Annotated in this window: 17 protein-coding genes; 12 read left to right on the forward strand and 5 right to left on the reverse strand. The window is 72.1% G+C overall.

From position 1 onward, the window contains the following. Window positions 1-210 precede the first annotated feature (210 nt). The 9 genes from pepN (FF041_RS17020) to FF041_RS17060 all read left to right on the forward strand — a co-directional run bounded on the left by pepN (FF041_RS17020) (window position 211) and on the right by FF041_RS17060 (window position 14975). Window positions 211-2847 carry an aminopeptidase N gene (gene pepN / locus FF041_RS17020; protein ID WP_323391964.1) on the forward strand — a complete coding sequence of 879 codons (2637 nt, stop codon included), beginning with the start codon at window positions 211-213 and terminating at the stop codon, window positions 2845-2847. A 281-nt stretch (window positions 2848-3128) separates the two neighbouring features. Further along, window positions 3129-4142, forward strand: coding sequence for a hypothetical protein (locus FF041_RS17025; protein WP_153523587.1), 1014 nt, complete (start codon window positions 3129-3131; stop codon window positions 4140-4142). 192 nt (window positions 4143-4334) lie between these two features. Next, on the forward strand, window positions 4335-7664 hold the full coding sequence (locus FF041_RS17030) for a S8 family serine peptidase (RefSeq protein ID WP_153523588.1): 3330 nt from the start codon (window positions 4335-4337) through the stop codon (window positions 7662-7664). A gap of 283 nt (window positions 7665-7947) precedes the next feature. Then, complete coding sequence (locus FF041_RS17035) at window positions 7948-8976, forward strand: aspartate-semialdehyde dehydrogenase (RefSeq protein WP_323391965.1); 1029 nt, start codon at window positions 7948-7950, stop codon at window positions 8974-8976. A gap of 223 nt (window positions 8977-9199) precedes the next feature. Continuing rightward, window positions 9200-11785, forward strand: a complete 2586-nt coding sequence (gene pepN / locus FF041_RS17040; protein WP_323391966.1) for an aminopeptidase N — start codon at window positions 9200-9202, stop codon at window positions 11783-11785. 323 nt (window positions 11786-12108) lie between these two features. Continuing rightward, the gene (locus FF041_RS17045; RefSeq protein WP_153523589.1) at window positions 12109-13608 is read left to right on the forward strand and encodes a sensor histidine kinase; all 1500 of its coding nucleotides are present in this window, start codon (window positions 12109-12111) and stop codon (window positions 13606-13608) included. Next, window positions 13605-14021: a roadblock/LC7 domain-containing protein gene (locus FF041_RS17050; protein ID WP_153483279.1), complete on the forward strand. Its 417-nt coding sequence runs from the start codon at window positions 13605-13607 to the stop codon at window positions 14019-14021. Before FF041_RS17045 ends, FF041_RS17050 begins: the two co-directional genes overlap by 4 nt. Further along, window positions 14018-14374, forward strand: coding sequence for a DUF742 domain-containing protein (locus FF041_RS17055; protein WP_323391967.1), 357 nt, complete (start codon window positions 14018-14020; stop codon window positions 14372-14374). Before FF041_RS17050 ends, FF041_RS17055 begins: the two co-directional genes overlap by 4 nt. Continuing rightward, window positions 14355-14975: a GTP-binding protein gene (locus FF041_RS17060; RefSeq protein ID WP_153523590.1), complete on the forward strand. Its 621-nt coding sequence runs from the start codon at window positions 14355-14357 to the stop codon at window positions 14973-14975. The genes FF041_RS17055 and FF041_RS17060 overlap by 20 nt, the downstream gene beginning before the upstream one ends. A gap of 40 nt (window positions 14976-15015) precedes the next feature. On the opposite strand, the gene FF041_RS17065 is transcribed toward FF041_RS17060, so the two are convergent. Then, window positions 15016-15954 (reverse strand): EamA family transporter, encoded by a 939-nt coding sequence (locus FF041_RS17065; protein WP_153523591.1) that lies wholly within the window; start codon window positions 15952-15954, stop codon window positions 15016-15018. A 214-nt stretch (window positions 15955-16168) separates the two neighbouring features. On the opposite strand from FF041_RS17065, the gene FF041_RS17070 reads away from it, so the two are divergent. Next, entirely contained in the window at window positions 16169-16648 is a 480-nt protein-coding gene (locus FF041_RS17070; protein ID WP_323391971.1) for a MarR family winged helix-turn-helix transcriptional regulator, read from the forward strand. A gap of 137 nt (window positions 16649-16785) precedes the next feature. Here the strand turns inward: FF041_RS17070 and FF041_RS17075 are convergent, their stop codons facing one another. The 3 genes from FF041_RS17075 to FF041_RS17085 all read right to left on the reverse strand — a co-directional run bounded on the left by FF041_RS17075 (window position 16786) and on the right by FF041_RS17085 (window position 19684). Next, window positions 16786-17022 carry a hypothetical protein gene (locus FF041_RS17075; protein WP_323391968.1) on the reverse strand — a complete coding sequence of 79 codons (237 nt, stop codon included), beginning with the start codon at window positions 17020-17022 and terminating at the stop codon, window positions 16786-16788. A 126-nt stretch (window positions 17023-17148) separates the two neighbouring features. Further along, window positions 17149-19362 (reverse strand): 4-alpha-glucanotransferase, encoded by a 2214-nt coding sequence (gene malQ, locus FF041_RS17080; protein ID WP_153523593.1) that lies wholly within the window; start codon window positions 19360-19362, stop codon window positions 17149-17151. Between the two features lie 10 nt (window positions 19363-19372). Continuing rightward, a complete protein-coding gene (locus tag FF041_RS17085) occupies window positions 19373-19684 on the reverse strand; it encodes a hypothetical protein (RefSeq protein ID WP_153523594.1) in 312 nt (103 codons plus the stop codon). A 299-nt stretch (window positions 19685-19983) separates the two neighbouring features. Here FF041_RS17085 and FF041_RS17090 point away from each other — a divergent pair, with 299 nt between their 5' ends. Beyond that, window positions 19984-22956, forward strand: coding sequence for a beta-N-acetylglucosaminidase domain-containing protein (locus tag FF041_RS17090; RefSeq protein WP_323391969.1), 2973 nt, complete (start codon window positions 19984-19986; stop codon window positions 22954-22956). A 321-nt stretch (window positions 22957-23277) separates the two neighbouring features. Here FF041_RS17090 and FF041_RS17095 read toward each other — a convergent pair whose 3' ends face one another. After that, window positions 23278-23814, reverse strand: coding sequence for an HNH endonuclease (locus FF041_RS17095; protein ID WP_323371597.1), 537 nt, complete (start codon window positions 23812-23814; stop codon window positions 23278-23280). A 308-nt stretch (window positions 23815-24122) separates the two neighbouring features. Here FF041_RS17095 and FF041_RS17100 point away from each other — a divergent pair, with 308 nt between their 5' ends. Further along, window positions 24123-25208, forward strand: a complete 1086-nt coding sequence (locus FF041_RS17100) for a mechanosensitive ion channel family protein (RefSeq protein ID WP_398699186.1) — start codon at window positions 24123-24125, stop codon at window positions 25206-25208. Window positions 25209-25497 lie beyond the last annotated feature (289 nt).

A 25497-nucleotide genomic window follows, 5' to 3' on the forward strand; every position in this document is an offset into this window, starting at 1 on the left:
CTCTCTCCTTGGAAAACCGCGGCACACGGGCGCGGCTGAAGCGGGGGCGCGCGTCTCATCGGCACAACGCCGGAGACGGGCGTCCGATTCCCGGATACCGGTCACCGGGCGCACATGGGAGTATCGGGGCGTTTGTCGCGGTGAACGAAGCCGTGCCGACGGCCGCCGTGTCGAGCGGCGGCCCTGTGAACGAGAGACGAAGGAGTGCCCGTGCCCGGTGAGAATCTGTCCCGCGACGAGGCCCGCGAGCGGGCGGAGCTGCTGTCCGTCGACGGGTACGAGGTGGCCCTCGACCTGCGGTCCGCGGTCGGGGACGAGGGGGAGCCGGCGGACGGCGGTCCCCGTACGTTCCGTTCGGTGACGACGATCCGGTTCCGCTGTGCGCGGCCGGGCTCGGCGACCTTCGCCGATCTGCTCGCCCCGTCCGTCACCGCGGTGACGCTGAACGGGGAGAAGCTGGACCCGGCCGCCGTCTTCGACGGCTCGCGGATCGCGCTGGACTCGCTCGCCGCGGAGAACGTGCTGGTCGTGGACGCGCAGTGCGCCTACAGCCGCACCGGTGAGGGGCTGCACCGGTTCGTCGACCCGGAGGACGGCGAGGTCTATCTCTATACGCAGTACGAGCCCGCCGACGCGCGCCGGGTCTTCGCCAACTTCGAGCAGCCGGATCTGAAGGCCCCTTTCCGCTTCGAGGTGACCGCGCCGGACGGGTGGACCGTCTGGAGCAACAGCGCGGGCGAGCGCGTCTCCAGCGACGAGATCGGGGCCGGGGTCGGGGCCGGGGTCGGGGTCGGGGCCGGGGTCGGGGCCGGGGTCGGGGTGTGGCAGTTCGCCGAGACCCAGCCGATCTCCACCTACATCACCGCGGTCGTCGCCGGTCCGTACCACTATGAGACGGATGTCTACCGCCGGTCCTTCGACGACGGCTCCGTTCTGGAGATCCCGCTGGGGGCGATGTGCCGCAAGGGCCTCGCCCGGCACTTCGACGCCGACGACATCTTCCTGGTCACCAAGCAGGGTCTGGACTTCTTCCACGACCGCTTCGACTACCCGTACCCCTTCGGCAAGTACGACCAGGCATTCGTCCCCGAGTACAACATCGGCGCGATGGAGAACCCGGGGTGCGTCACCTTCCGCGAGGAGTTCGTCTTCCGCGGCAAGGTGACCCAGGCGTCGTACGAGCGCCGGGCCAATGTCATCCTGCACGAGATGGCCCATATGTGGTTCGGCGATCTCGTCACCATGGCCTGGTGGGACGATCTCTGGCTCAAGGAGTCCTTCGCCGACTTCATGGGCTCGTACGCGATGGTCGGCGCGACCCGGTTCACCAACGGCTGGGTCACCTTCGCCAACAACCGCAAGGCATGGGCGTACCGCGCCGACCAGCTGCCGTCCACCCACCCGGTCACGGCCGACATCCATGATCTGGAGGCGGCCAAGCTCAACTTCGACGGCATCACCTACGCCAAGGGCGCGAGCGTCCTCAAGCAGCTGGTGGCGTACGCGGGCGAGGACGCCTTCCTGGAGGGCGCGCGGCGCTACTTCAAGCGGCACGCGTACGGGAACACCCAGCTGGGCGATCTGCTGTCGGTGCTGGAGGAGACCTCCGGGCGGGACATGGCCGCCTGGTCGCGGGCCTGGCTCCAGACGGCCGGGGTGAACACCCTGACCCCCGAGGCGACCTATGACGCGGGCGGCAGGATCACCGAGCTCGCCGTGCTCCAGGACGGGGAGGAGCCGCGCCCCCACCGGGTGGCGATCGGGCTCTACCGGCACGAGGACTCCGCGCTGGTGCGGTACGCACGCGCCGAGGTCGACGTCACCGACACGCGCACGGTGGTGCCGGAGCTGGCGGGGGCCGAGCAGCCCGAGCTGGTGCTGGTCAACGACGACGATCTGACGTACTGCAAGATCCGTTTCGACCAGGGCTCGCTGGACACGCTGCGCGCCTCGCTCGGCGACATCACCGACCCGCTGGCCCGGGCGCTGGCCTGGTCGGCGCTGTGGAATCTGACCCGGGACGGGCTGATGCCCGCGCGGGACTTCATCGATCTGGTGCTCCGGTTCTCCGGGCGCGAGAGCGACATCGGCGTCCTCCAGATGCTGCACGCCTGGGCGCACTCGGCGCTGACGTACTACGCGGCCCCCGACTGGCGCGCGGAGGGCGGGCGGCTGCTCGCCGAGGGCGCGCTGAACGAGCTGCGGAAGGCCGAGCCGGGGAGCGAGCACCAGCTGACCTGGGCGCGGTTCTTCGCCTCGGCGGCGGACTCGGCGGCCGATCTCCAGCTGCTCCAGGGGCTGCTCGACGGCACGGCGAAGATCGACGGGCTGGAGGTCGACCAGGAGCTGCGCTGGGCGCTCCTCGGGCCGCTGGCCTCGCACGGGGCGGCCGGCGAGGCGGAGATCGCGGCGGAGCTGGCGCGCGACGACACCGCGTCCGGCAAGCGGCACCAGCTGCGCTGTCTGGCGGCGCGGCCGTCCGCCGAGGTGAAGGCCGAGGCGTGGGCGCGGGTGGTGGAGTCCGACGAGCTCTCCAACGCGCTGGCGGGGGCGACGATCGCGGGGTGGACGCAGGCGGGGCAGCGGGAGCTGCTCGCGCCGTACACCGAGAAGTACTTCGCGGCGATCGAACGGGTGTGGGAGGAGCGCTCCATCCAGATCGGGATGGACGTGGTGAGCGGGCTGTTCCCCGCGTTCCAGGGCGAGCGGGCGCTGGCGGCGGCGGACGTCTGGCTGGCGGCGCACGAGTCGGCCGCGCCCGCCCTGCGCCGGCTGGTGCTCGAATCCCGCGACGATCTGGCGCGGGGGCTGCGCGGTCAGGTGTGCGACGCGGAGGCGGCGGGCTGACCTGCGGGCCGACCGTGCCTGCGACGCGGAGGCGGCGGGCTGACCTGCGGGCCGACCCGCGGGCCGACCGTGCCTGCGACGCGGAGGCGGGACCGGTCCGCGGACCGGCCGCCGCCCGCAACGCGGAGGCGGCGGGCCGGCCCCCGTCGCCCCGCTGTCGGGGGCGTCCGTTCCGTCAACCGGCGTGGACGCCCCCGGGCTTGAGGACGAGCATGTCCTGAAATATCGACGAATCTGTAACAGGGGTTAGGGGTGGGGCGGGTGTTGGGCATGCCCCGTGCATGAACCATGACACCCGCACCCCCCTCCCCCTCGCTCATCTCGCCGCCGCCCGGCCCCGGGTGCTCTCGGCCGCCCAGCTGCGCGCCCATGGCATCTCCCCGGCCCAGGCCGCGGCCCGCACCCGCCCCGGGGGGACCTGGCAGACCCTGCTGCCGGGGGTGTATCTGCTGCACCGCTCGGCGGCCACCAGCGAGGAGCGGCTGCACGGGGCGCTCCTCTACGCGGGACGCCCGGCAGCGGAGCCGCAGAGCGGAAGCGCACCCCCGTACGGAGCGGCCATGGTCACCGGGTTCGCCGCCCTCGTCCTCCACCGGTTCGCCTCCGTACCGCCGTTGTCCGCGCTGGAGCACATCGACGTACTGGTGCCGGCGGCCCGGCGGCTGCGGTCCACCGGGTGCGCGCGGATCGTCAGGACACGGGAGACGCCCCGGCCGCTGGAGATCACCGGACTGCCCGTCGCGCCCGTCGCCCGCGCCCTCGCCGACGCCGTCGCACGGCTCACGGACGGGGACACCGTACGGCGGCTGCTCAGGGAGGCCGTGCACGGCGGGCACTGCGAACCGGCCGCCGTCGTCGCCGAATTGAGCCGCGCCCGGCTGCTGGGCCGCCCCCCGGTCGCGAGCGCCGTGGACGCGCTGCTCGCCGAAGGCCGCGCGGCGGCGGAGGAACGGCTCTACGAGATGGTCCGCGAGCACGGGCTGCCGGACCCGGTGTGGAATGTGGACCTACAGATTCCGGACGGCTCTCCGCTGGGCGTGGTCGACGCGTACTGGCCCGACCACGCGGTGGCCGTGGAGCTCAACACCCTCTCCCCGCGCCATGACGAGGGGCCGGGCTGGGCGGAGCAGGTCCGCAAGCGGGAGCGGCTGGAGGAGCTCGGCATCACCGTCGTCCATCTCACCCCCCGCGCGCTGCGGGAGTCCCCGTACCAGCAGGCGACCGTGGTGCGCACCGCGCTGATGGCGGCGACCGGGCATGATCCGGGCGCTTATGTAGTGGTACTCCCCCGCTGAACCCGTATCTCCCCTTCTGGCCGCCGTGGCGGATCGTCCGCGCTGGCGGATCTCTGCCATGACCACATCACCTCTCCGTCAGCTCTCCACAAAACCCCTCCGTATACGTAAGGCTGAGCGGTCATCCGGCACCGAAATCCGGACTGACTCCTCCCCCACAGGGAAACGTCTCCTTCGTACACAGGGAAGCTGATGAACCCCGATTCCCAGAGCTCCATATCCGGGCGCAGACGAGTGGCCCGCATAGCCGCCGCCGCGTCCATGGTCACCGCGCTGGTGACCGCCGGAACCGTCCCGGTGTTCGCGGCCGGTCCCGCCGGCGACCCGGCCCCGACCACCGGGGTCAAGGCGGTCGAGGCCGCCGACAAGCTCGGCGCGGCCGACCAGGAGCTGCTCGCCGAGGCCGAGGCCAAGGGCGACAAGACCGTCACCGCCATGGTCGCCACCACGCCCGGCGCCACCGAGCAGGCGGCCGGACAGCTGGACGCCGTCGAGGGCGCCATCGTCGGCAAGCGGTACGACAAGCTCGGCTATGTGCGGGTCACCCTCCCCACCGTCCGGGCCGAGGCCGCGCTGAAGGCCGCCGCCAAGCTCTCCAGCGTCCAGGGGATCGACCTCAAGCACGAGATCGAGCGCGAGGACCCGACGCCGGGCGGCGACGCCGCCAAGCAGTCGCGGAAGGCCGGCAAGCAGGCCAAGTCCTACCCGGCGCCCGACAAGACCACCCCGGCGAAGAACCCGTACAACCCGTCCTTCGAGACCGGCGCGGTGGAGTTCGTCAAGAAGAACCCCAAGGCCGACGGGCGCGGGATCACCATCGGCATCCTGGACTCCGGCGTGGACGTCGGCCACCCGGCGCTCCAGAAGACCACCACCGGTGAGCGGAAGATCGTCGACTGGGTCACCGCCACCGACCCGGTCGCCGACCGCGACAACACCTGGCGCCGGATGAACACGGTCGTGAACGGCCCGGCGTTCTCCAGCGAGGGGCGTGCCTACAAGGCCCCGGCGGGCGAGCACCGGTTCAGCGTCTTCTCCGAGAACGCCACCCTCGGCGGCGACATGGCCGGAGACCTCAACCGCGACGGCGACACCACCGACCAGTGGGGGCTGCTGTACGACGCGGGCACCCGGACCGTCCGCGTCGACCTGAACAACGACGCCGACTTCACCAACGACAAGGTGATGAAGCCGTACCGCAACGGCAACCAGATCGGCTACTTCGGCAAGGACGACCCGAAGACCCCGATCGCCGAGCGGATCCCGTTCGTGATCGAGGTCCGCGAGGACGTCGTCTACAACGCGGCCGGCAACACCGCCGACTACGTCAACATCGGCGTCATCGAGGGCTCGCACGGCTCGCACGTGGCCGGCATCACCGCCGCCAACGGCCTGTTCGGCGGCAAGATGAACGGCGCCGCGCCCGGCGCGAAGCTGGTCTCCTCGCGCGCCTGCACCTGGACCGGCGGCTGCACCAACATCGCCCTCACCGAGGGTCTGGCCGATCTGGTCATCGAGCGCGGTGTGGACATCGTCAACATCTCCATCGGCGGTCTGCCCCCGCTGAACGACGGCAACAACACCCGTGCGGAGATGTACAACCGGCTCATCGACATCTACGGCGTCCAGCTGGTGATCTCGGCCGGCAACGACGGTCCGGGCGTCAACACCATCGGCGACCCGGGCGTGGCCGAGAAGGCCATCTCCGTCGGCGCGTCGATCACCAAAGAGACCTGGGCGTCCAACTACGGCTCCGGCGTCACCAAGAAGAACGCCATGATGCCGTTCTCCTCCCGCGGCCCGCGTGAGGACGGCGGCTTCACGCCGACCATCACCGGCCCCGGCGCGTCGATCAACACCACCCAGACCTGGCAGGCCGGCGGTCCGGTCGCCGAGTCGGGCTACGCGCTGCCGCCCGGCTACACGATGATGCAGGGCACCTCGATGTCCTCGCCGCAGGTGGCGGGCGCTGCGGCACTGCTGCTGTCGGCGGCCGAGCAGCGCGACATCAAGCTGACCCCGGCGAAGCTCCGCACGGCGGTCACCAGCACCGCGAAGAAGATCCCCGGTGTCCAGGCCCATGAGCAGGGCGCCGGAATGATCGACGTCGTGGACGCCTGGGACTCCGTCCGCAAGGGCGTCAAGGCGCACGAGTACCAGGTCAAGGCCCCGGTCGACACCGCGATCGACTTCGCGCTGAAGACCCCCGGCTACGGCACCGGCCTCTACGACCGCGAGGGCGGTCTGAAGACCGGCAAGTCGAAGAAGTACGACCTCACCATCACCCGGACCTCCGGTCCCAAGGGCGCGCTCTCGCACGACCTGAAGTGGAAGAACAACGACGGCACCTTCCGGCTGCTCAGCGACGACCGGGTCAAGCTGCCGCTGAACGAGCCGGTCACCGTCCAGGTGCGGGCCAAGGCGGCGACCGCCGGGGTGCACAGCGCCATCCTGGAGGCGGACGACCCCACCACCGTGGGCGTGGACAAGCAGATCCTGTCGACCGTGGTGGTCTCCGCTCCGCTGGCGCAGCCCGGCTACGGCTTCTCGGCCTCCGGCTCGGTGCAGCGCAACAGCCACACCTCGTACTTCGTGACGGTGCCGGAGGGCGTGAAGACCCTGGAGGTCGCGCTCGGCGGGCTGGCGAAGAAGAGCCAGACGCGCTTCATCTCCCTCCACCCGTACGGGGTGCAGATGGAGGACAGCGCCACGATCTTCTGCTACCCGAACTACACCAACCCGGCGAACAACTGCCGTCCGGATGTGCGTTCGTATGACAACCCGACGCCGGGCGTCTGGGAGATCGAGGTCGAGTCGCGGCGTACCTCTCCGCTGCTCGACAACCCGTACAAGCTCGATGTGACGCTGCTGGGCGCCGAGTTCGACCCGGCCGTCCAGACGATCCCCGAGGCGGAGGTCGGCGTCCCGGCCGCCGTCGAGTGGAACGTCGTCAACCAGCTCGCCCCGATCGACGGAAAGCTCGCGGGCGGCGCGCTGGGCTCGGAGAAGGTCGTGCGGCCGACGCTCAAGGCCGACCCCGACCCCGCGCAGGGAGAGATCCGGGACTACGAGACGGAGATCACCGTCGGTGAGGGCGTGGAGCGGCTCGACGTCTCCGTCGGGAACCCCTCCGACCGCAACGCGGACCTGGACCTCGCGGTCTACCGCGGCAGCGTGCGGGTGGCCAACTCCGCCGACGCCGACTCCGAGGAGTCCGTCAGCCTGGCCAAGCCGGCGGCCGGCGTCTACACGGTCGTCGTCGAGGGCTACTCCATCCCGAGCGGCACGACGGAGTTCACCTACCGCGACGCGTTCTTCGCGCCGTCGCTCGGTGAGATCAAGGTCCCCGCGAACCAGTCGGTCAAGCTGGGCACCGGCGAGTCCGCGCGGTTCAGCGCGGATGTCGTGGTGGCCGGTCCGGCTCCCGAGGGGCGCAAGTTCTTCGGCGAGGCGCGGCTGGTGAACGCGCGCGGCACCAGCGCGGGCGCGGGCAACGCGGTGATCGAGAAGGTCACGCCGTAGTCGGGATGGTCGCACCGTGGTCGGGAAGGTCACGCCGTAACACGGTGACGCGATGACGCGGTAAAAGAAGGGGGGCGTCCGGGTTCGGACGCCCCCCTTTCTTTCCCGTTTTCTCCGTGTCACCCCGGATTTTTCCGTGTCACCCCGGATGCCATCCGGATGCCATGGATCACAGCGTCCGCCCTGCGGACAATGGACTGGACAAGTCGGCCGGGGACATACGCATGATGGAGCGGCACCCAGCCCAGTAAAATAGGCTTTAAAAGGCACAAAGGAGACATCGGTGAGGGTCGGAATCGTCGGAGCGACCGGTCAGGTCGGCACAGTCATGCGCAGCATCCTCGCCGAGCGGAAATTCCCCGTCGAAGAGCTGCGTCTGTTCGCCTCGGCCCGTTCGGCCGGCACGGTCATCGAGTGGGAGGGCCGGCAGATCACCGTCGAGGACGCGTCCACGGCCGACTTCTCCGGGCTGGACATCGCGCTCTTCTCGGCGGGCGGCGCGACCTCGCGGGCGCTGGCGGAGAAGGTCGCCGGACAGGGCGCGGTCGTCATCGACAACTCCTCGGCCTGGCGGATGGACCCCGAGGTGCCGCTGGTCGTCTCCGAGGTCAACCCGCACGCGGTCCGGAACCGGCCCAAGGGGATCATCGCCAACCCGAACTGCACCACGATGGCCGCGATGCCGGTGCTGAAGCCGCTGGCGCTGGAGGCGGGGCTCGCCTCCCTGGTCGCCACCACCTACCAGGCGGTCTCCGGCTCCGGGCTCGCCGGCGTGGCCGAGCTGGACGGCCAGGTGAAGAAGACCGTGGAGCACGCGGCGGAGCTGACCCACGACGGGACGGCCGTGGAGTTCCCCGAGCCGGACGTGTACAAGCGTCCCATCGCCTTCAATGTGCTGCCCCTGGCCGGGAACCTGATGGACGACGGCTCCTTCGAGACCGACGAGGAGCAGAAGCTCCGCAACGAGTCCCGCAAGATCCTGGAGCTCCCGGAGCTGAAGGTGTCCGGGACCTGTGTGCGGGTGCCGGTGTTCACGGGCCACTCCCTCCAGGTGAACGCCCGCTTCGAGCGCCCGCTGAGCGTGGCGCGCGCCTATGAGCTGCTGGACGGGGCGCCGGGCGTGGAGCTCTCGGAGATCCCGACCCCGCTCCAGGCGGCCGGGAAGGACGCCTCGTACGTGGGGCGCATCCGGGCGGACGAGACGGTGGAGCACGGGCTCGCGCTCTTCGTGTCGAACGACAACCTCCGCAAGGGCGCGGCGCTGAACGCGGTGCAGATCGCGGAGCTGGTGGCGCGGGAGCTGAAGGACTGACGGGCTGAAGGGCTGAAGGAGTCCGCCGGGTCCCGCCGGGTCCCGCCGGGCCCCGCTGGTCATACGGTCGGACCGCCTCGCCGGGCGTCCCCTCGTCCGGCGGGGTCCCGCCCTTACCTGCACGGCCGCTGCCAGGCATTACTCGGGGGCCGCTCGCCGCTCCCCCATGGAAGGATGACGGCAAACAACACGAAAAACGTCATGTGAACGAGGAGATGACCGCGTGCCTGGCACGAATCTGACCCGCGAAGAGGCGCAGCTCCGGGCGCGCCTGCTGACCACCCACTCGTACGAGGTCGACCTCGATCTGAGCGGGGCGCAGGAGGGGGGGATCTACCGTTCGGTGACCACCGTGCGCTTCGACTCCGCCGAGGCGCAGGCGGAGACCTTCATCGATCTGGTCGCCCCGGCCGTGCACGAGGTGGTGCTGAACGGCAAGTCGCTCGACGTGGCCGCCGTCTTCCGGGACTCCCGGATCGCGCTGCCGCATCTGCACGAGGGGCCGAACGAGCTGACGGTCGTCGCGGACTGCGCGTACACCAACACGGGCGAGGGTCTGCACCGCTTCGTCGACCCGGTGGACGAGCAGGCGTATCTCTATACGCAGTTCGAGGTGCCGGACGCGCGCAGGGTGTTCGCGAACTTCGAGCAGCCGGACCTGAAGGCGACGTTCCAGTTCACCGTGAAGGCCCCCGAGGGCTGGAGCGTGATCTCCAACTCGCCCACCCCCGAGCCCCAGGACAACGTCTGGCGCTTCGAGCCGACGCCCCGGATCTCCACGTACATCACGGCGCTGATCGCGGGTCCGTACCACTCGGTGCACAGCTCGTACGAGAGGGACGGGCAGTCCGTCCCGCTCGGGATCTACTGCCGTCCCTCGCTGGCCGAGTATCTCGACGCGGACGCGATCTTCGAGGTCACCCGGCAGGGCTTCGACTGGTTCCAGGAGAAGTTCGACTACGACTACCCGTTCGCCAAGTACGACCAGCTCTTCGTGCCGGAGTTCAACGCGGGCGCGATGGAGAACGCGGGCGCGGTGACCATCCGTGACCAGTATGTCTTCCGGTCGAAGGTGACGGACGCGGCGTACGAGGTGCGGGCGGAGACCATCCTGCACGAGCTGGCCCATATGTGGTTCGGCGATCTGGTCACCATGGAGTGGTGGAACGACCTCTGGCTGAACGAGTCGTTCGCCACCTACACCTCGATCGCCTGCCAGGCCGCCGCGCCGGGCTCGCGCTGGCCCCACTCGTGGACCACGTTCGCGAACTCCATGAAGACCTGGGCGTACCGGCAGGACCAGCTGCCGTCCACCCACCCGATCATGGCCGAGATCCGGGACATCGACGATGTCCTGGTGAACTTCGACGGCATCACCTACGCCAAGGGCGCGTCCGTGCTCAAGCAGCTGGTGGCGTATGTCGGCGAGGACGAGTTCTTCCGGGGCGTGCAGAGTTATTTCAAGGCGCACGCCTTCGGCAACACGGTGCTGACCGATCTGCTGAGCGCGCTGGAGAAGACCTCGGGGCGCGATCTGACGACCTGGTCGCAGAAGTGGCTCCAGACGGCCGGCATCAATGTGCTGCGCCCGGAGATCACGGTGTCGGCGGAGGGCTTCGTGACCTCCTTCGCCGTACGGCAGGAGGCCCCGGCGCTGCCCGCGGGCGCGAAGGGCGTCTCGACGCTCCGTCCGCACCGGATCGCGATCGGCTGCTACAACCTGGACGCGAACGGCAAGCTGGTCCGTACGGACCGGATCGAGCTGGATGTGGACGGCGAGCTGACCGAGGTGCCGTTCCCGGCGAACACCCCCCGGCCGGCCGTGATCCTGCTCAACGACGACGATCTGTCGTACGCCAAGGTCAGGCTGGACGAGCAGTCGCTGGCGTTCGTCACCGAACATCTGGGCGATTTCGCCGAGTCGCTGCCGCGCGCGCTGTGCTGGGCCTCGGCCTGGGACATGACCCGCGACGGCGAGCTGGCGACGCGCGACTATCTCGCGCTGGTGCTGTCGGGCATCGGCAAGGAGTCGGACATCGGCGTGGTGCAGTCGCTGCACCGGCAGGTGAAGACGGCGATCGATCTGTACGCGGCGCCGGAGTGGCGCGAGGCGGCGCTGACCCGCTGGACCGACGCGACGCTCGCGCATCTGCGGAGCGCCGAGCCGGGCAGCGACCACCAGCTCGCCTGGGCGCGGGCCTTCGCGGCGACCGCGCGCACCCCGCAGCAGCTGGATCTGCTCCAGGCGCTGCTGGACGGCGGCGAGTCGATCGAGGGGCTGGCCGTCGACACCGAGCTGCGCTGGGCCTTCGTGGAGCGGCTGGCGGCGACCGGGGTGCTGGACGAGGACGGAATCGCGGCGGAGTACGAGCGCGACCGTACGGCGGCGGGCGAGCAGCACGCGGCCACCGCGCGGGCGGCCCGGCCGAGCGCGGAGGCCAAGGCGGAGGCATGGGCGGCGGTCGTGGAGGGCGACAGCCTGCCGAACGCGAAGCAGGAGGCGGTGATCTCGGGCTTCGTGCAGAGCGATCAGCGTGAGCTGCTGGCGCCGTTCACGGAGAAGTACTTCGCGGCGGTGAAGGGTGTGTGGGAGTCCCGCAGCCCGGAGATGGCGCAGCAGATCGTGGTCGGTCTGTATCCGTCGTTGCAGGTCTCGCGGGAGACGCTGGAGGTGACGGACGCCTGGCTGGAGTCGGCTGAGCCGACGGCGGCTCTGCGGCGGCTGGTCTCGGAGTCGCGGTCGGGCGTCGAGCGTGCGCTGAAGGCGCGGGCGGCGGACGCGGCTGCGGGTGCGGCTGCGGCTTCCTGATTCGAGGGGGCGTCGGGGCGGGGCCCGGGTGACCGGGTTCCGCCCGTCGGGGGCGGGCCCGGGTGACCGGGTTCCGCCCCTTCTCCGTACCCGGCGGTCTCGGGCTCCATCCAGCCGCCGTAAGTGCCGACTTAGCTACTCACTTGGCTGAAAATCGACCCTTTCTCCCTTACCGAAGTCCGGGACCAGCACATCTTCCCTCGCTTGAAGCGTCAACATCAGGCCAAATCTTTCATCGGGCATCATTTTCAGCCGGAGGAGATGGATATGCTCCCCGACTGTCGTCATATGATCATTCCCGTTCCGATGGTTTGAGGGTGCTGATGGTCCGACAGGAAACGTCGACCGAGACTCCGCGGCCCGCGGCTTCCCTTGTATGGCTGGCGCCTGTCGTCGTCACCGCCGCCGCCGCGGCCTTCGCCGCCGCCGTCGTGTCCGGATCCGCACGCACCGCCGTGATCTGGGTCGATGTCATCGCCGTCACCGCCATCGCCGTCTCCTGCGCCGAGACCGTGCGCCGTGGCCGCCGCGCCACCCTGCTGAGCGCCCGGCTCGCCGAACGGGAAGCCACCCTCGCCCGCGAACAGGCCGAGACCACCCGGCTCGTCCGCGAGCTGCTCCCCCAGGTGGTGCGGCGGCTGCGGCAGGGCGAGGAGCCCGAGGACATCCTCGAATCCCTGCACACCTCCGCCGAGCACAAGGCCGTTCTCAGCTCCGTGCTCGACGCGGTCGCCAGGGAGGAGGACCTCCGCGAGTCCGCGCAGCGCGCCTTCGTCAACATCGCCCGCCGGGTCCAGGCCATCGTGCACCAGCAGGCCCAGCAGCTGCGGGAGATGGAGGACCGGCACGGCAAGAACCCCGAGGTCTTCGGCGATCTGCTCCGCATCGACCACGGCACCGCACTGATCGGCAGGCTCGCGGACTCCATCGCCGTACTCGGCGGCGCGCGGCCCGGCCGCCAGTGGAGCAGGGCCGTACCCCTCTACAGCGTGATGCGCGGCGCGATGTCGCGGATCATCGACTACCAGCGGGTGGAGCTGCACTCGGCCTCCGAGGTCGCCGTCGTCGGCCCCGCCGTCGAACCCCTGATCCACGCGCTCGCCGAACTGCTCGACAACGCCACCCGCTACTCGCCGCCCCAGACCAAGGTCCACATCACGGCCGTCGAGGTGAACTCGGGCATCGCCGTGGAGGTCGAGGACGGCGGGGTGAGCATGAGCGAGGAGGCCCGGCTCCGGGCCGAGCGCATGCTCCGCCAGGCCCGGCAGGGCATCGACGTCAACGATCTGGGCGAAACGCCCCGGCTCGGCCTCGCGGTGGTCGGCCGGCTCGCCCAGGCGTACGGCTTCACGGTCTCGCTGCGCTCATCGGCGTACGGCGGGGTGCGCGCCGTCCTGGTCGTGCCGAAGGAACTGATCACCACCGTCGCGTCGGCGACCGGTCTCGCGCACGGCATCGGCGCGGCCTCCGGCCCCCGGGCCGGCGGTGCGGCGCTCTCCGGGCAGCTCACCGGACCTACGACGGCGGACTTCATCACCGCGGATGCCGGCGCGGCGGATGTCGGCGCGGCAGGTACCGGCGGCTCGCCCGGCGTCGACACAACAGACCACACGACGGGCGACGAGCTCCCCGTCGTCACCGAACGGACGGCGACCGGACTGCCGCAGCGCCGCCGTAGAACCCCCGTCACCGCAGCGCCCGCTGCCGCCGCGACCCAGCCGGAGGCCGCCCCCGCGGTCCAGCCCGGCATGTGGCTCGCGGCGTTCCAGAACGGCCTGGCCGGTGAGGCAACCCAGACGAACAAGGGGAGTACGCAGCCATGATTCAGCAGCGGTCCGACCAGACGAACATGGACTGGATGCTCAAGGACCTGGCCGAGGGCGTACCGCAGACCAGACACGTCATCGTGCTGTCGGCGGACGGACTGCGGATCGCCCAGTACGGCGGGGACACCGACACCGCCGACCGGCTGGCGGCGGCCTGCGCCGGACTCCAGTCGCTGGCGGGCGCCGTGGCCTCCGAACTGCCGGGCAGCGACGGCCGGATGCGTCTGGTGGTCATCGAGATGAGCGGCGGCTTCTTCTATCTGATGGCCGCGGGCGCGGGCGCGTTCCTGGCCGTGCTGGCGGACGAAGGCGTGGACGCCGGACTGATGGGGCAGCGGATGAGGGACCTCGTGCTGCGGATCGGAGAGCACCTGTCGAGCCCGCCCCGGCAGGACAGGCAGACGAGGTGAGCGGCGCGCGGGACTGGGAGGCGAACAGTCCCGAGCGGCTGTACGTCATCACGGGCGGTCGCAGCGGTTCCTCCGTGCCCGCGACCCTCGACCTGGTCACCCTGATCGTGGCGAAGTCCGGCCCCCGGCACGGTATGCAGCCGGAGCACGCCGCGATCATCCGCCTCTGCCAGTCCCCGCTCTCGGTGGCCGAGATCTCCGCGTACACCGGTCTTCCGGTGAGCGTCGTCACCGTCCTGCTGAGCGATCTGCTGCGGGACGAAAAGGTGATGGCCCGCGCACCGGTCCAGGCCGCCCGACTCCCCGACCGCGCTTTGATTGAGGCAGTGATCGATGGACTTCAGAAGCTCTGAGCAGGCCCTCGGCCCGCGCAGCGAGGACGCGCTGCCCGCGACGGCCACCGCCGCCGTCAAGGTGGTCATCGTGGGCGGCTTCGGGGTGGGCAAGACGACCCTGGTCGGCTCGGTGAGCGAGATCAGACCGCTGACCACCGAGGAGACGATGACCCAGGCCGGGATCGGCGTGGACGACACCCTGGGCGTCGAGCGCAAGGCCACCACGACCGTCGCCATGGACTTCGGCCGGATCAGCGTCAACGACGAGCTGGTGCTGTATCTGTTCGGCACCCCCGGACAGCAGCGCTTCTGGTTTCTGTGGCGCGGGCTGTTCGAGGGCGCGCTCGGCGCGGTGGTCCTGGTGGACACCCGGCGGCTGGAGGTCAGCTTCGACGTCATCGGGCGGCTGGAGGAGCGGGGGGTGCCGTTCATCGTGGCCGTCAACACCTTCCCGGACGCTCCGGTGTACCCCGTCGAGGAGATCCGGGGAGCGCTCGACCTTCCGGAGTCGGTGCCGATCGTGGAGTGCGACGCCCGGCTGCGGGACTCCAGCCGGGATGTGCTGATGACGCTCATGCGCTATCTCCAGTCCCTGGCGGTGCCGGCGGGCGCTTCGTAGGTCTGTGCCTGGGGCTCTGGGGCCCCTTGGGAAGCGTCGCCTACCGCCGGGTGGCTACGGGCTCGGCATCGGGCTCGGCATCGGGCGCGGCCTCGGGCGCGGGCAGTGGACCGCCGGCCGGAGCCGGGCGGCGGGGCTGAAGCTGTCCCACCAGGGTCGCGCCGAACGCCAGCGTCATACCCGCGAGCTGTACGGGAGTGAGCGCCTCGCCGAGCGCCGCCCAGCCGATGACGGCCGCGGTGATCGGTGACAGCGGGCCGAGCAGGGTCGCCGAGGTGGCGGTCAGCCGCTCGATGCCACGGAACCAGAGCCAGTAGGCGACGGCGGTGTTGGCGAGCGCGAGATAGAGATACCCGGCGATGTTGGTACCGCTCAGCGCGGGCGGAGCGCCCTCGGCGAGGAGGGCGACCGGGGCGATCAGCAGCCCGCCCGCGGTCAGCTGCCAGCCCGTCATCACCAGCGGGCCCACGCCCTCGGGCCGGCCCCAGCGCTTGGTGAGCACCACCCCCGCGGACATCGAGGCGGACGAGGCCAGACCCGCCAGCACCCCGACGAGATCCAGTCCGGCCCCGGCCCGCAGCACCACCAGGCTCACGCCGAAGGCCGCGGCTATGGCGGCGAGCAGGGTGCGGGCGGTCGGCCGTTCGCTCAGCAGCAGCGCGGCCAGACCGGCGACGAAGAGCGGGCCGACCGAGCCGACGACGGCGGCGACCCCGCCGGGCAGCCGGTAGGCGGCGAGAAAGAGCAGCGGGAAGAACGCCCCGATATTGAGCGCGCCGAGCACTGCCGCCTTCCCCCACCAGGCCCCGCGCGGCAGCACCCGGGTGACGGCGAGGATCAGCAGCCCGGCGGGCAGGGCCCGCATCAGACCGGTGAACAGGGGTCTGTCGGGCGGCAGGAACTCCGTGGTGACCGCGTAGGTGGAGCCCCAGGAGATCGGGGCGAGCGCGGTGAGGGCGATGACGGCCGCACGGTTCATGGAGTCCTCCGGAGGGATGCGAATGAGAAGTAGCTTACTCATAAGCTACTTAGTTGCAAGCCGCTTACTTGAAAGCTGCTTACTTGCAGACAACCCATGGCGGACGGATACTGGTGCGGTGACTCCTTCGCATGACTCGACTCCCCCCGCCTCCCCAGCCGCCACGGACCCTCAGGGGTCGCCGAATCCCGGGCCCGGCGCCGCCCGTGACGCGGTGGACGCGATCGTCGACCAGTGGACGGCGGTACGGCCCGATCTCGACACCGCTCCGATGGCGGTCTACGGACGGATCTACCGGATCGCCCGGGTCATGGGCGATCTGATGGAGAAGGAGTACCGGCGCTTCGGGCTCACCCGCGGGGAGTTCGACGTGGTCGCGACGCTACGGCGCTCGGGGGAGCCGTACACCCTCTCGCCCCGGGAGCTGTCGGCGACGCTGATGCTCACCACCGGGGGGATGACGGGGCGGCTGGACAAGCTGGAGAAGGCGGGGCTGCTCGTCCGCAGCCCCGACCCGGACGACCGCCGGGGGCTGCGGGTCACGCTCACCGGCCAGGGGCTGGAGCTGGCCGACCAGGCGGTGGCGGCCGGACTCGCCGTGCAGCGGCAGGTGTTCGGCTCGGTGCTCGACGAACGGCAGGGCGAGCAGCTCGGGGATCTCCTCCGGCTGCTGATGACCGCCCATCGGGCCTAGGTCTCTCTTGCCCGGCAGGGCATGCCAAGGCGCTCCGGGGTGTGCGTAACACCCCGGAGCGCCCGGAGAACATCGGACAGGGCCGCGCCGCCCGGTCCCGGCCAGGGCCGGGGGGGCGGAGCGGTCCGGTCGTCGGGTCAGCCCTGCTGCTGTTCCCTGGACTTGTCGAGGACCATCACCAGGCCCGCGATCACCAGGAAGATCACCAGTGGCGTGGCGACGAAGAGGCCGAGAGTCTCGGCCACACTCAGGCCCTGGCCCGGGTCGTCGCCGTCGTCACGCGTCAGAGCGAGCGCGGGCGACGACAGGAGCAGCATCATCAGCGTCGTACCGGCCGCGACGGTGCCGGCGCGCAAAACGTTCTTCTTGTCCACGGTGCCAACGTAGCGAACGCCTGATCGGGCCGCGCGCCCGGGGGTGCCGTACGAGCACCGGGCCCAGTCTCCGCTCTGTCCGTCCAGGGGTGGGGTACGCGTCGTGCGGAGGCGGGGTACGCGTCGTCACGGCGCGGGCTCACCGTCGTCACGGCGCGGGCCGCCGGGGAAGAGTTCCATCAGCGCGTGGAGCCGGGGTGAGCGCGCCAGCTGTTCCAGCGCCAGCGGGCGGGCCTCGGCGTCGGCCATCGGCAGCCGCCAGTTCGGATACTGGTCCCAGGTGCCGGGCACGTTCTGCGGGCGGCGGTCCCCGACCGCGTCCGGGAGCCAGACGCCCACCATCCGGGCGGGGGTGGCGAGCAGAAACCGGTGGACCGCTCTGACCAGGGCCTCCTCATGGGCCGCGCCCAACGGCCCCTCCTCATGGACCCCTCCGGCCCGGCCCAGCCCCTGGGCTCCTCCCACGCGGGCCGCGCCATGGGCGCTCTGGGTGCTCTGGGTGCTCTGGGTGCTCTGGGCGAGGCTCTCCTCATGGGCCGTGACCTCCGGCAGCAGGCCGAGCTCCTGGAACAGCCGCAGCCACTCCCGGACATCGGCCCGCTCCCGCAGCCGCTCCTCCCGCAGCGGCCGTGTCAGCAGCCCGAGCCGGTCGCGCAGCTCCGTATGCTCCCCGTTCAGCCGGGCGGCGGTCGGGGGCAGATCGTGGGTGGTCGCGGTCGCCACGCACTCCTCGCGCCACTCCCCGGGCGGCAGCGGGCCGTCCGTGCCGCCCCAGTCGCGCTCGAACCAGAGGACGGAGGCGCCCAGCACTCCGCGCCGGGCCAGCGTCTCCCGTACCCCCGGCTCGACCGTGCCCAGGTCCTCCCCGACGACGACGGCGCCCGCCCGGTGGGCCTCCAGGACCAGAACGGCGAGCATCGCCTCCGCGTCGTAGCCGACATAGGCGCCCTCGGTGGGCGAGCAGCCCGCGGGGACCCACCAGAGGCGGAAGAGGCCCATGACATGGTCGATCCGGACCGCCCCCGCATGGGCGAAGAGGCCGCGCAGCAGTTCGCGGAAGGGTTCGTAGCCGAGGGACGCGAGCACATCGGGCCGCCAGGGCGGCAGCCCCCAGTCCTGCCCCCGCCCGTTGAAGGCGTCCGGGGGCGCACCGACCGACATTCCGGAGGCGAACACCTCGCCCTGCGCCCAGGCGTCCGCGCCGTCCGGGTGCACCCCCACCGCGAGGTCGTGCACGATGCCGATCCCCATGCCCGCCTCGCTCGCCGCGCGGGCGGCCTCGGCGAGCTGGCGGTCGGTGAGCCAGAGCGCCCAGGAGTGGAAGTCGACCCGGTCCATCAGCTCGCGCCGGGCCCGCGCGGTCCCGGGCGAGCGCGGGTCGCGGAGCTCCTCGGACCAGGAGCGCCAGTGCGGGCCGTGCCGCTCGGCGAGGGCGCACCAGGTGGCGTGGTCGTCCAGGGGGCGGCCCCGGGCGGCGACGAAGTCGCAGTAGGCGGCGCGGCGTCCGGGTCCCTGGGGCACCCGGCGCACCAGCTCCAGCGCCGCGCGCTTCAGCTCCCACACGGCGTCCCGGTCGATCAGCGCGCCCTTCTCCAGGACCGCGGTACGCAGCCCGGCGGCCTGCTCCCGCAGCAGATCGAGCCGCTCCCGGTCCGGGCCGCTCACCTCGGCGTACTCGGGGATGTCCGCGATCCGCAGATGGACCGGGTCGGGGAAGCGGCGGGACGAGGGGCGGTAGGGGGAGGGGTCGGTGATCCCGCCGGGTCCTGCGGGCACGGCCGCGTGCAAGGGGTTGACCTGGAGGAATTCGGTGCCGAGCGAGCGGCCGGACCAAGCCGCGAACTCGGCCAGATCGCCGAGGTCGCCCATGCCCCAGGAGCGGGCGGAGAGCAGGGAGTAGAGCTGGAGCAGAAAGCCATGGGAGCGGCGGGGCGGGTGCGGGGCCCGCTCGGGCGCGACGATGAGCACGCACCCGCCGGTGCGCCCGTCGGGGGAGCGGGCCGTGAGCCGGTGCACTCCGCAGGGGGCCTCGCGCCAGTCTGCGTGGTCGCCGCCGTCCTCCAGGGCGATGGTCAGCTCGGTGCCGTCGGGCAGCTCGGCCAGGGCGCGGGGCGCGCTCTCCCCGTGCCAGCGGACCACGGTCGCGGGGAGCAGCCGGCGGGCGGCGGCCGACTCGGCGCGGTCGAGGGCGTCCTGGACTGCGCCCGGACTCGTCGCGTCCACTCCGAGCGCGGCGAGGATCGCGACGACGGTGGTCTCGGGGGCGGGGACGGTCACCCCGCCGGGGGGCGTGTGGGAGACGGCGACTCCGTGCAGCGCGGCGAGCCTCGCGAGGCTCATACGGACTCCTTCAGACTCCTGGGGACCGGGCGCCGCCCACGAGCCCGGCGGCGCTCGGCTCGCTGGTGAGCGGGGTGGTTCCGGCGAGCGGGGGCTCGCTGGTCAGCGGGGCGGCATCAGGCAGCGGGGGCTCGCTGATGAGCGGGGCGAGTCCGGCGGGCCCGGTTATCCCCGCCGGGCACCCGGGCCCCGGGCCCGCCGCCGCGGAGCACGACCGGGGGCCGGGGAGCCGCTCGTCCCCCAGGGCCCGGTCACGGGCCTCAGCGGACAGAGCGGTCGGAGCGGTCGGAGCGGGCAGCGGCAGCTGTGCGGATGCGGTCATGACGGGCACTCCCAAGGGACGGCACTGATCGGCAACCGGTCGGTGCGGCCCCTACCCCCTGGGCATCACCGCAGGCGTACCCACCCAGTCAACGTGCTCTCCGTCACATTTCGTTCCCGGCCCGCCGGTTGTCCACCGTTCGCCACACGCTCCGGCCGCCTTCCCGCCCCCTCCCCCGGCCCCTCCCCCGCCCCACGCCAGGCAAAAGACGCAGAACGGCCACGCACGTTGACACCTTCCACAGGGGGTGGTGAGGTCGCAACCGAACAGAGACATGAGAGGTATCGAAAGGAGACCTTGTGCGGCTGGCGCGCAGGCGGCGTACGGCTACCGCGGTCGCCCTCGCGGTGATCGGCGGCCTCCTCGGAGGGGCCCAGGGCGCGAGCGCCGACCCCTCGGCCCCCCGCTCCCCCGCCCGTACCGCCGCCGCACCCGGCGCCGAGGACCCGCCGCCCGCCGTCTGGCCCCGGCCCCAGTCCATCCGGACGCTGGGCCGGCCCGTACCGCTGGGCGAGGAGCTCACTCTCGTCGCCGCGCCCGGAGCCGACCCGTACAGCGTCGATCTGGTGCGCCGTCAGCTGAGCGCGGCGGGTGTGCGCACCGTCCACACCGCGCTGCCGGGGCGTGGACCCGTGCTGTATCTCGGCGGGATAGGCGCACAGGACGCCCTGCGCGCCCTCCGCGCGCCTCGACGCGCCGATCTGCCGTCGGGCGGCTACCGGATCGCGGCGGGCCGGATCGCGGGCCGGGGCACGATCGCCGTCGACGGCGTCGGCGGGAGCGGGCTGTTCCACGGCGTCCAGACGCTCCGTCAGCTGATCAGCGGCTCATCCGGCAAGGGCGGCTCGGTCGCCGGAGTCCTCGTCAGGGACTGGCCCGGCACGGCGGTGCGCGGCGCCGCGGAGGGGTTCTACGGGGAGCCGTGGACCCAGGAGGAGCGGCTGGCCCACCTCGACTTCATGGGCCGCACCAAGCAGAACCGGTATCTCCACGCCCCCGGCGACGACCCGTTCCGGCAGGCCCGCTGGCGCGACCCCTACCCCGAGGCCCAGCGCGCGGACTTCCGCGCACTGGCCGAACGGGCCCGGCGCAACCATGTCACCCTCGCCTGGGCGGTCGCCCCCGCGCAGCAGATGTGTCTCGCCGACGACGGCGACGTACAGGCGCTGATCCGCAAGATCGACGCGATGTGGGCGCTGGGGGTGCGCGCCTTCCAGCTCCAGTTCCAGGACGTCAGCTACACCGAGTGGCACTGCGCGCGGGACGCCCGCGTCTTCGGCTCCGGCCCCGAGGCGGCGGCCCGCGCGCAGGCCCGGGTGACGGACGCGGTCGCCCGTCATCTGGCGGGGCGTCATCCGGCGGCCGAGCCGCTGTCGCTGATGCCGACGGAGTTCTACCAGGACGGCGCGACGGAGTACCGTACGGCGCTCGCCCGGGAGCTCGATCCCCGGGTACAGGTGGCGTGGACGGGCGTGGGGGTGGTGCCGCGCACGATCACCGGACGTGAACTGGCCGAGGCGCGCGACGCCTTCCGTCATCCCCTGGTGACCATGGACAACTACCCGGTCAACGACTACGCGCAGGACCGTGTCTTCCTCGGCCCCTACACGGGCCGGGAGCCCGGCGTCGCCGCGGGCTCGGCCGCCCTCCTCGCCAACGCGATGCCGCAGGCCGCCGCCTCCCGCATCCCGCTGTTCACCACGGCGGACTACGCCTGGAACCCCCGCGGCTACCGCCCCCGGGAGTCCTGGGAGGCGGCGATATCCGAGCTCGCGGACGGTGACGCCCGGAGCGAGCGGGCGCTGCGCGCCTTCGCCGGGCACCACTCCTCGTCGATCCTCAGCCCCGCCGAGTCCGAGCATCTGAGCCCGCTGCTCGACGACTTCTGGCGGCTGCGCACCGCGCCGACCGGCCCGGCGGCCCGCGACCGGGCGGCGGACGCACTGCGTGCCGCGTTCACGGTCATGCGCGAGGCCCCCGAGGGGCTGAAGCGGCCCGCCGAGGGGCGGCTGGACGACGAGGTACGGCCCTGGCTGGAGCAGACGGCCCGGTACGGCCGGGCCGGCGAGCTCGCCGTCGACATGCTCCAGGCCCAGGCCAGGGGCGACGGGGAGCGGGCCTGGCGGGCCTGGCTCGCGCTGGAGGAGCTGCGCGAGGAGCTGGCGGCGAGCCGGGTCACGGTCGGCGAGGGCGTGCTGGAGCCGTTTCTGGAGCGGGCGGCGCGGGCCTCGGCGGCCTGGACGGGCTCGGACCGGGCCGGGGACACAGCCGGGGACAGGGCCGGGGACACGGCGGGGGACACGGCGGGGGACGGCACCGTACGGCTCTTGCGGGCGCGGCCGGTGGACACGGTCACCGTGATGTCCGAGCCGGGCGGCGGCGCGGCCCGGATCGAGGGCCGGACGCCCGGCGAGGGCTGGCGCTCCCTCGGCGCGCTCTCGGCCGGCGGCTGGACCCAGGCGGACGCCCGGGGGCTGCGGCTGGACGCGGTCCGGGTCGTCCCCGAGGGCGCGGAGCCCGTCGTCGTACGGTCGCTGGTGCCCTGGTTCGCCGATGAGCCCGCCGCCGAGGTCTCGCTGGCGCGGACGCGGACGGACGCGGTGATCGGGGGCGGTCCGGAGCGTACAGAGGTGCGGCTGACCCCGCGCCGTCCCGGCGAGGTGCGCGGCAGGCTGAGGGCGAAGGCCCCCGCGGGCATCCGGGTGAAGACGCCGAAGCGGACGACGGTGCCGCGCGGGGTGCGGGCGACGGTGCCGGTGGAGGTCTCGGTTCCGGCGGGGACCCCGGCCGGGGAGTACCGGGTGGCGCTGTCCTTCGCGGGCGAGCGGCGGACGCTGACGGTCCATGCCTATCCGCGCACCTCGGGCCCCGATCTGGTGCGCGCCCGGGAGGCGGCGGCTTCCTCCTCCGGCGAGGAGACGCCCGACTTCCCGGCGGGGGCGGCGGCGGACGGCGAACCGGAGACCCGCTGGTCGTCCCCGGCCGACGACCGCGCCTGGTGGCAGATCGAGCTGGCCCGTCCGGTGCGGCTGGGGCAGGTGGTGCTGCGCTGGCAGGAGGCGTACGCCGCCGAGTACCGGATCCAGGTCTCGGCGGACGGCCGGACCTGGCGTACGGCGGCGACGGTGCGCGATGGGCGGGGCGGCCGGGAGTCGGTCCGGATGGACCGCCGCGATGTCCGGTTCATCCGGGTACAGGGGGAGAAGCGGGCGACCCGGTTCGGTTACTCGCTGTGGTCGGTGGAGGCGTACGCGGTGGCGAAGCGACGGTGAGGGCCTGGCGGCGGCCGGGAGGAGGCCCTGACTGGACGCCGGGGATGTCGGAGCGTACGCCGGGACAGCGGCGGTGAGCATCACCGCGTAATCCCCGCGCGGGCGCGGGCGCGGACGCGGCGCGTCGCACCGTACGCCGGGCCGGCGCGGCGGGCCGGCGGGCCCGGCGGGCGAGCGGCCCATGGCGAACCCGGGGGCCATCCCGGCCGGCTCATGGCGGCCGGCCCGGCAACGCCCCGGCACCTCCCCGGTGCCACCCCGGCCGACCCGAGCGACTCGGCACTCCGCGGCACCGACCCGTAAAACAAAAAGAGGCCGGATCTAGGCGGAAACGCCGTCGATCCGAGCCATCGCGTCCTCCGCGCCGAACGGTTGCAGATAGGGCAGCCAGCGCGGGTCCCGGTGCCCTGTGCCGATGATCCGCCAGGCCAGGCCGCTCGGCGGGGCGGGCTGATGGTGCAGCCGCCACCCCAGCTCCCGTAGATGCCGGTCCGCTTTGACGTGGTTGCAGCGGCGGCAGGCCGCCACCACGTTGTCCCAGACGTGCTGTCCGCCCCGGCTGCGCGGGACGACGTGGTCGACGCTGGTTGCGACGCCACCGCAGTACATACAGCGCCCGCCGTCGCGGGCGAAGAGCGCTTTGCGGGTGAGCGGGACGGGACCCCGGTAGGGGACCCGGACGAATCGCTTCAGCCGGACGACGCTGGGTGCGGCGATGACACGGGTCGCGCTGTGCATGAAGGCGCCGGACTCTTCCAGGCAGAGAGCCTTGTTCTCCAGGACGAGGACGAGCGCGCGGCGGAGCGGTACGACGCCGAGGGGCTCGTACGACGCGTTGAGGACCAGGACGTGCGGCACGGTGGATGCCTCCTTGTACGCCGGCGGCGCGTGGCTCGCGCCGGGACGATCTGCTCTCAGTCTCTCCTCAGCCCTGGTCCGAGCGCCACCACGTGGGCGTAACGGGCTCGAAGTGTTTTACCCCACACCATCCGTCCACGATCCGTCCACGACCCGTCTGCGGCCCGTCCGCGGACAGGAGAACGTCCGCGCCCGGGGCCGGCCCGGTGGTGAGACTCGTCTCTACCGCCACTTCGCGACGGGAGCGGAGCGAACGCCCCCGTTAGTGTGGTTGGCCAGCCGTACGCAATGCCTGGAGGTCATCGCTCGTGACCGCGAGTCTTCTGTCCGCCCTGTCGGGGTCCCGCGATCCGTCGGCTCCCGAGCCGGGTCCCGTCACCTTCGACGAGGCGGCCAAGCAGGCGGGAGACGCGGCGGGCTGGGTGGAGCAGAACTGGTCCACCTGGCTGAACACCGGCCTGCGGATCGCGCTGATCCTGGTGGTCGCGCTGGTGCTGCGGATGCTGGTGCGCCGGGCGCTGACCAAGCTGATAGCACGGATGAACCGTTCCGCCCAGGCGGTGGAGGGCACGGCGCTCGGCGGCCTGCTGGTGAACGCCGAACGGCGGCGGCAGCGTTCGGAGGCCATCGGCTCGGTGCTGCGCTCGGTGGCGTCGTTCCTGATCCTCGGCACGGCGGGGCTGATGATCCTCGGCGCGTTCCAGATCGATCTGGCGCCGCTGCTGGCCTCGGCCGGTGTGGCGGGCGTCGCCATCGGCTTCGGCGCGCGCAATCTGGTGACCGACTTCCTCTCCGGCGTCTTCATGATCATGGAGGATCAGTACGGGGTCGGCGACTCGGTCGACGCCGGTGTGGCGTCGGGCGAGGTCATCGAGGTCGGGCTGCGGGTGACCAAGCTGCGGGGCGACGACGGCGAGATCTGGTACGTACGCAATGGCGAGATCAAGCGGATCGGCAACCTCAGCCAGGGCTGGGCGACCGCGACGGTCGATGTCACGGTCCGCCCGACCGAGGATCTGGACCGGGTGCGCGAGGTCATCGGCACGGTCGCGGACGAGCTCGCCAAGACGGAGCCGTGGAACGAGCAGCTGTGGGGCCCGGTGGAGACCCTGGGCCTGACCGAGGTGCTGCTGGACTCGATGACCGTCCGGGTCTCGGCGAAGACGATGCCGGGCAAGGCGCTGCCGGTGGAGCGGGAGGTGCGCTGGCGGATCAAGCGCGCGTTCGACGCGGCGGGCATCCGCATCGTCGGCGGACTGCCGCTGCCGGCCGACGACGCCCCGGCCGCCGACCCGTCGGCCTCCGTCGCCCCGCCGTCCGCCCTGGCGAGCCCGACCTCCCCGCAGTCGCTGGCGGCGGCCCCGCTGACGCCCCCGCCGAATCTGACGAAGTAGACAGTCACGGATGTATGGGGACGCCCCGGCCGAACCGGCCGGGGCGTCCCCATGTCTGATCCGGGGCGTTCCCGAGCGCGATCCGGGGCGTCACCGTGCGCGATCCGGGGCGTTCCCGAGCGCGATCCGGGGCGTTCCCATGCGTGGACCGGGGCGTCACCGTGCGCGATCCGGGGCGTCCCCCTGCCGGATCGTCCCCGTGCCAGATAACGGATTGGCCGCCCGCGCGGCATGGACCATTGACGCCCGCCCGAGACGCGGCTTAGTTTCCTCCCTACGGGATAGGAAA

The organism is Streptomyces jumonjinensis (genome assembly GCF_009600885.1).
GTDB lineage: Bacteria > Actinomycetota > Actinomycetes > Streptomycetales > Streptomycetaceae > Streptomyces > Streptomyces jumonjinensis.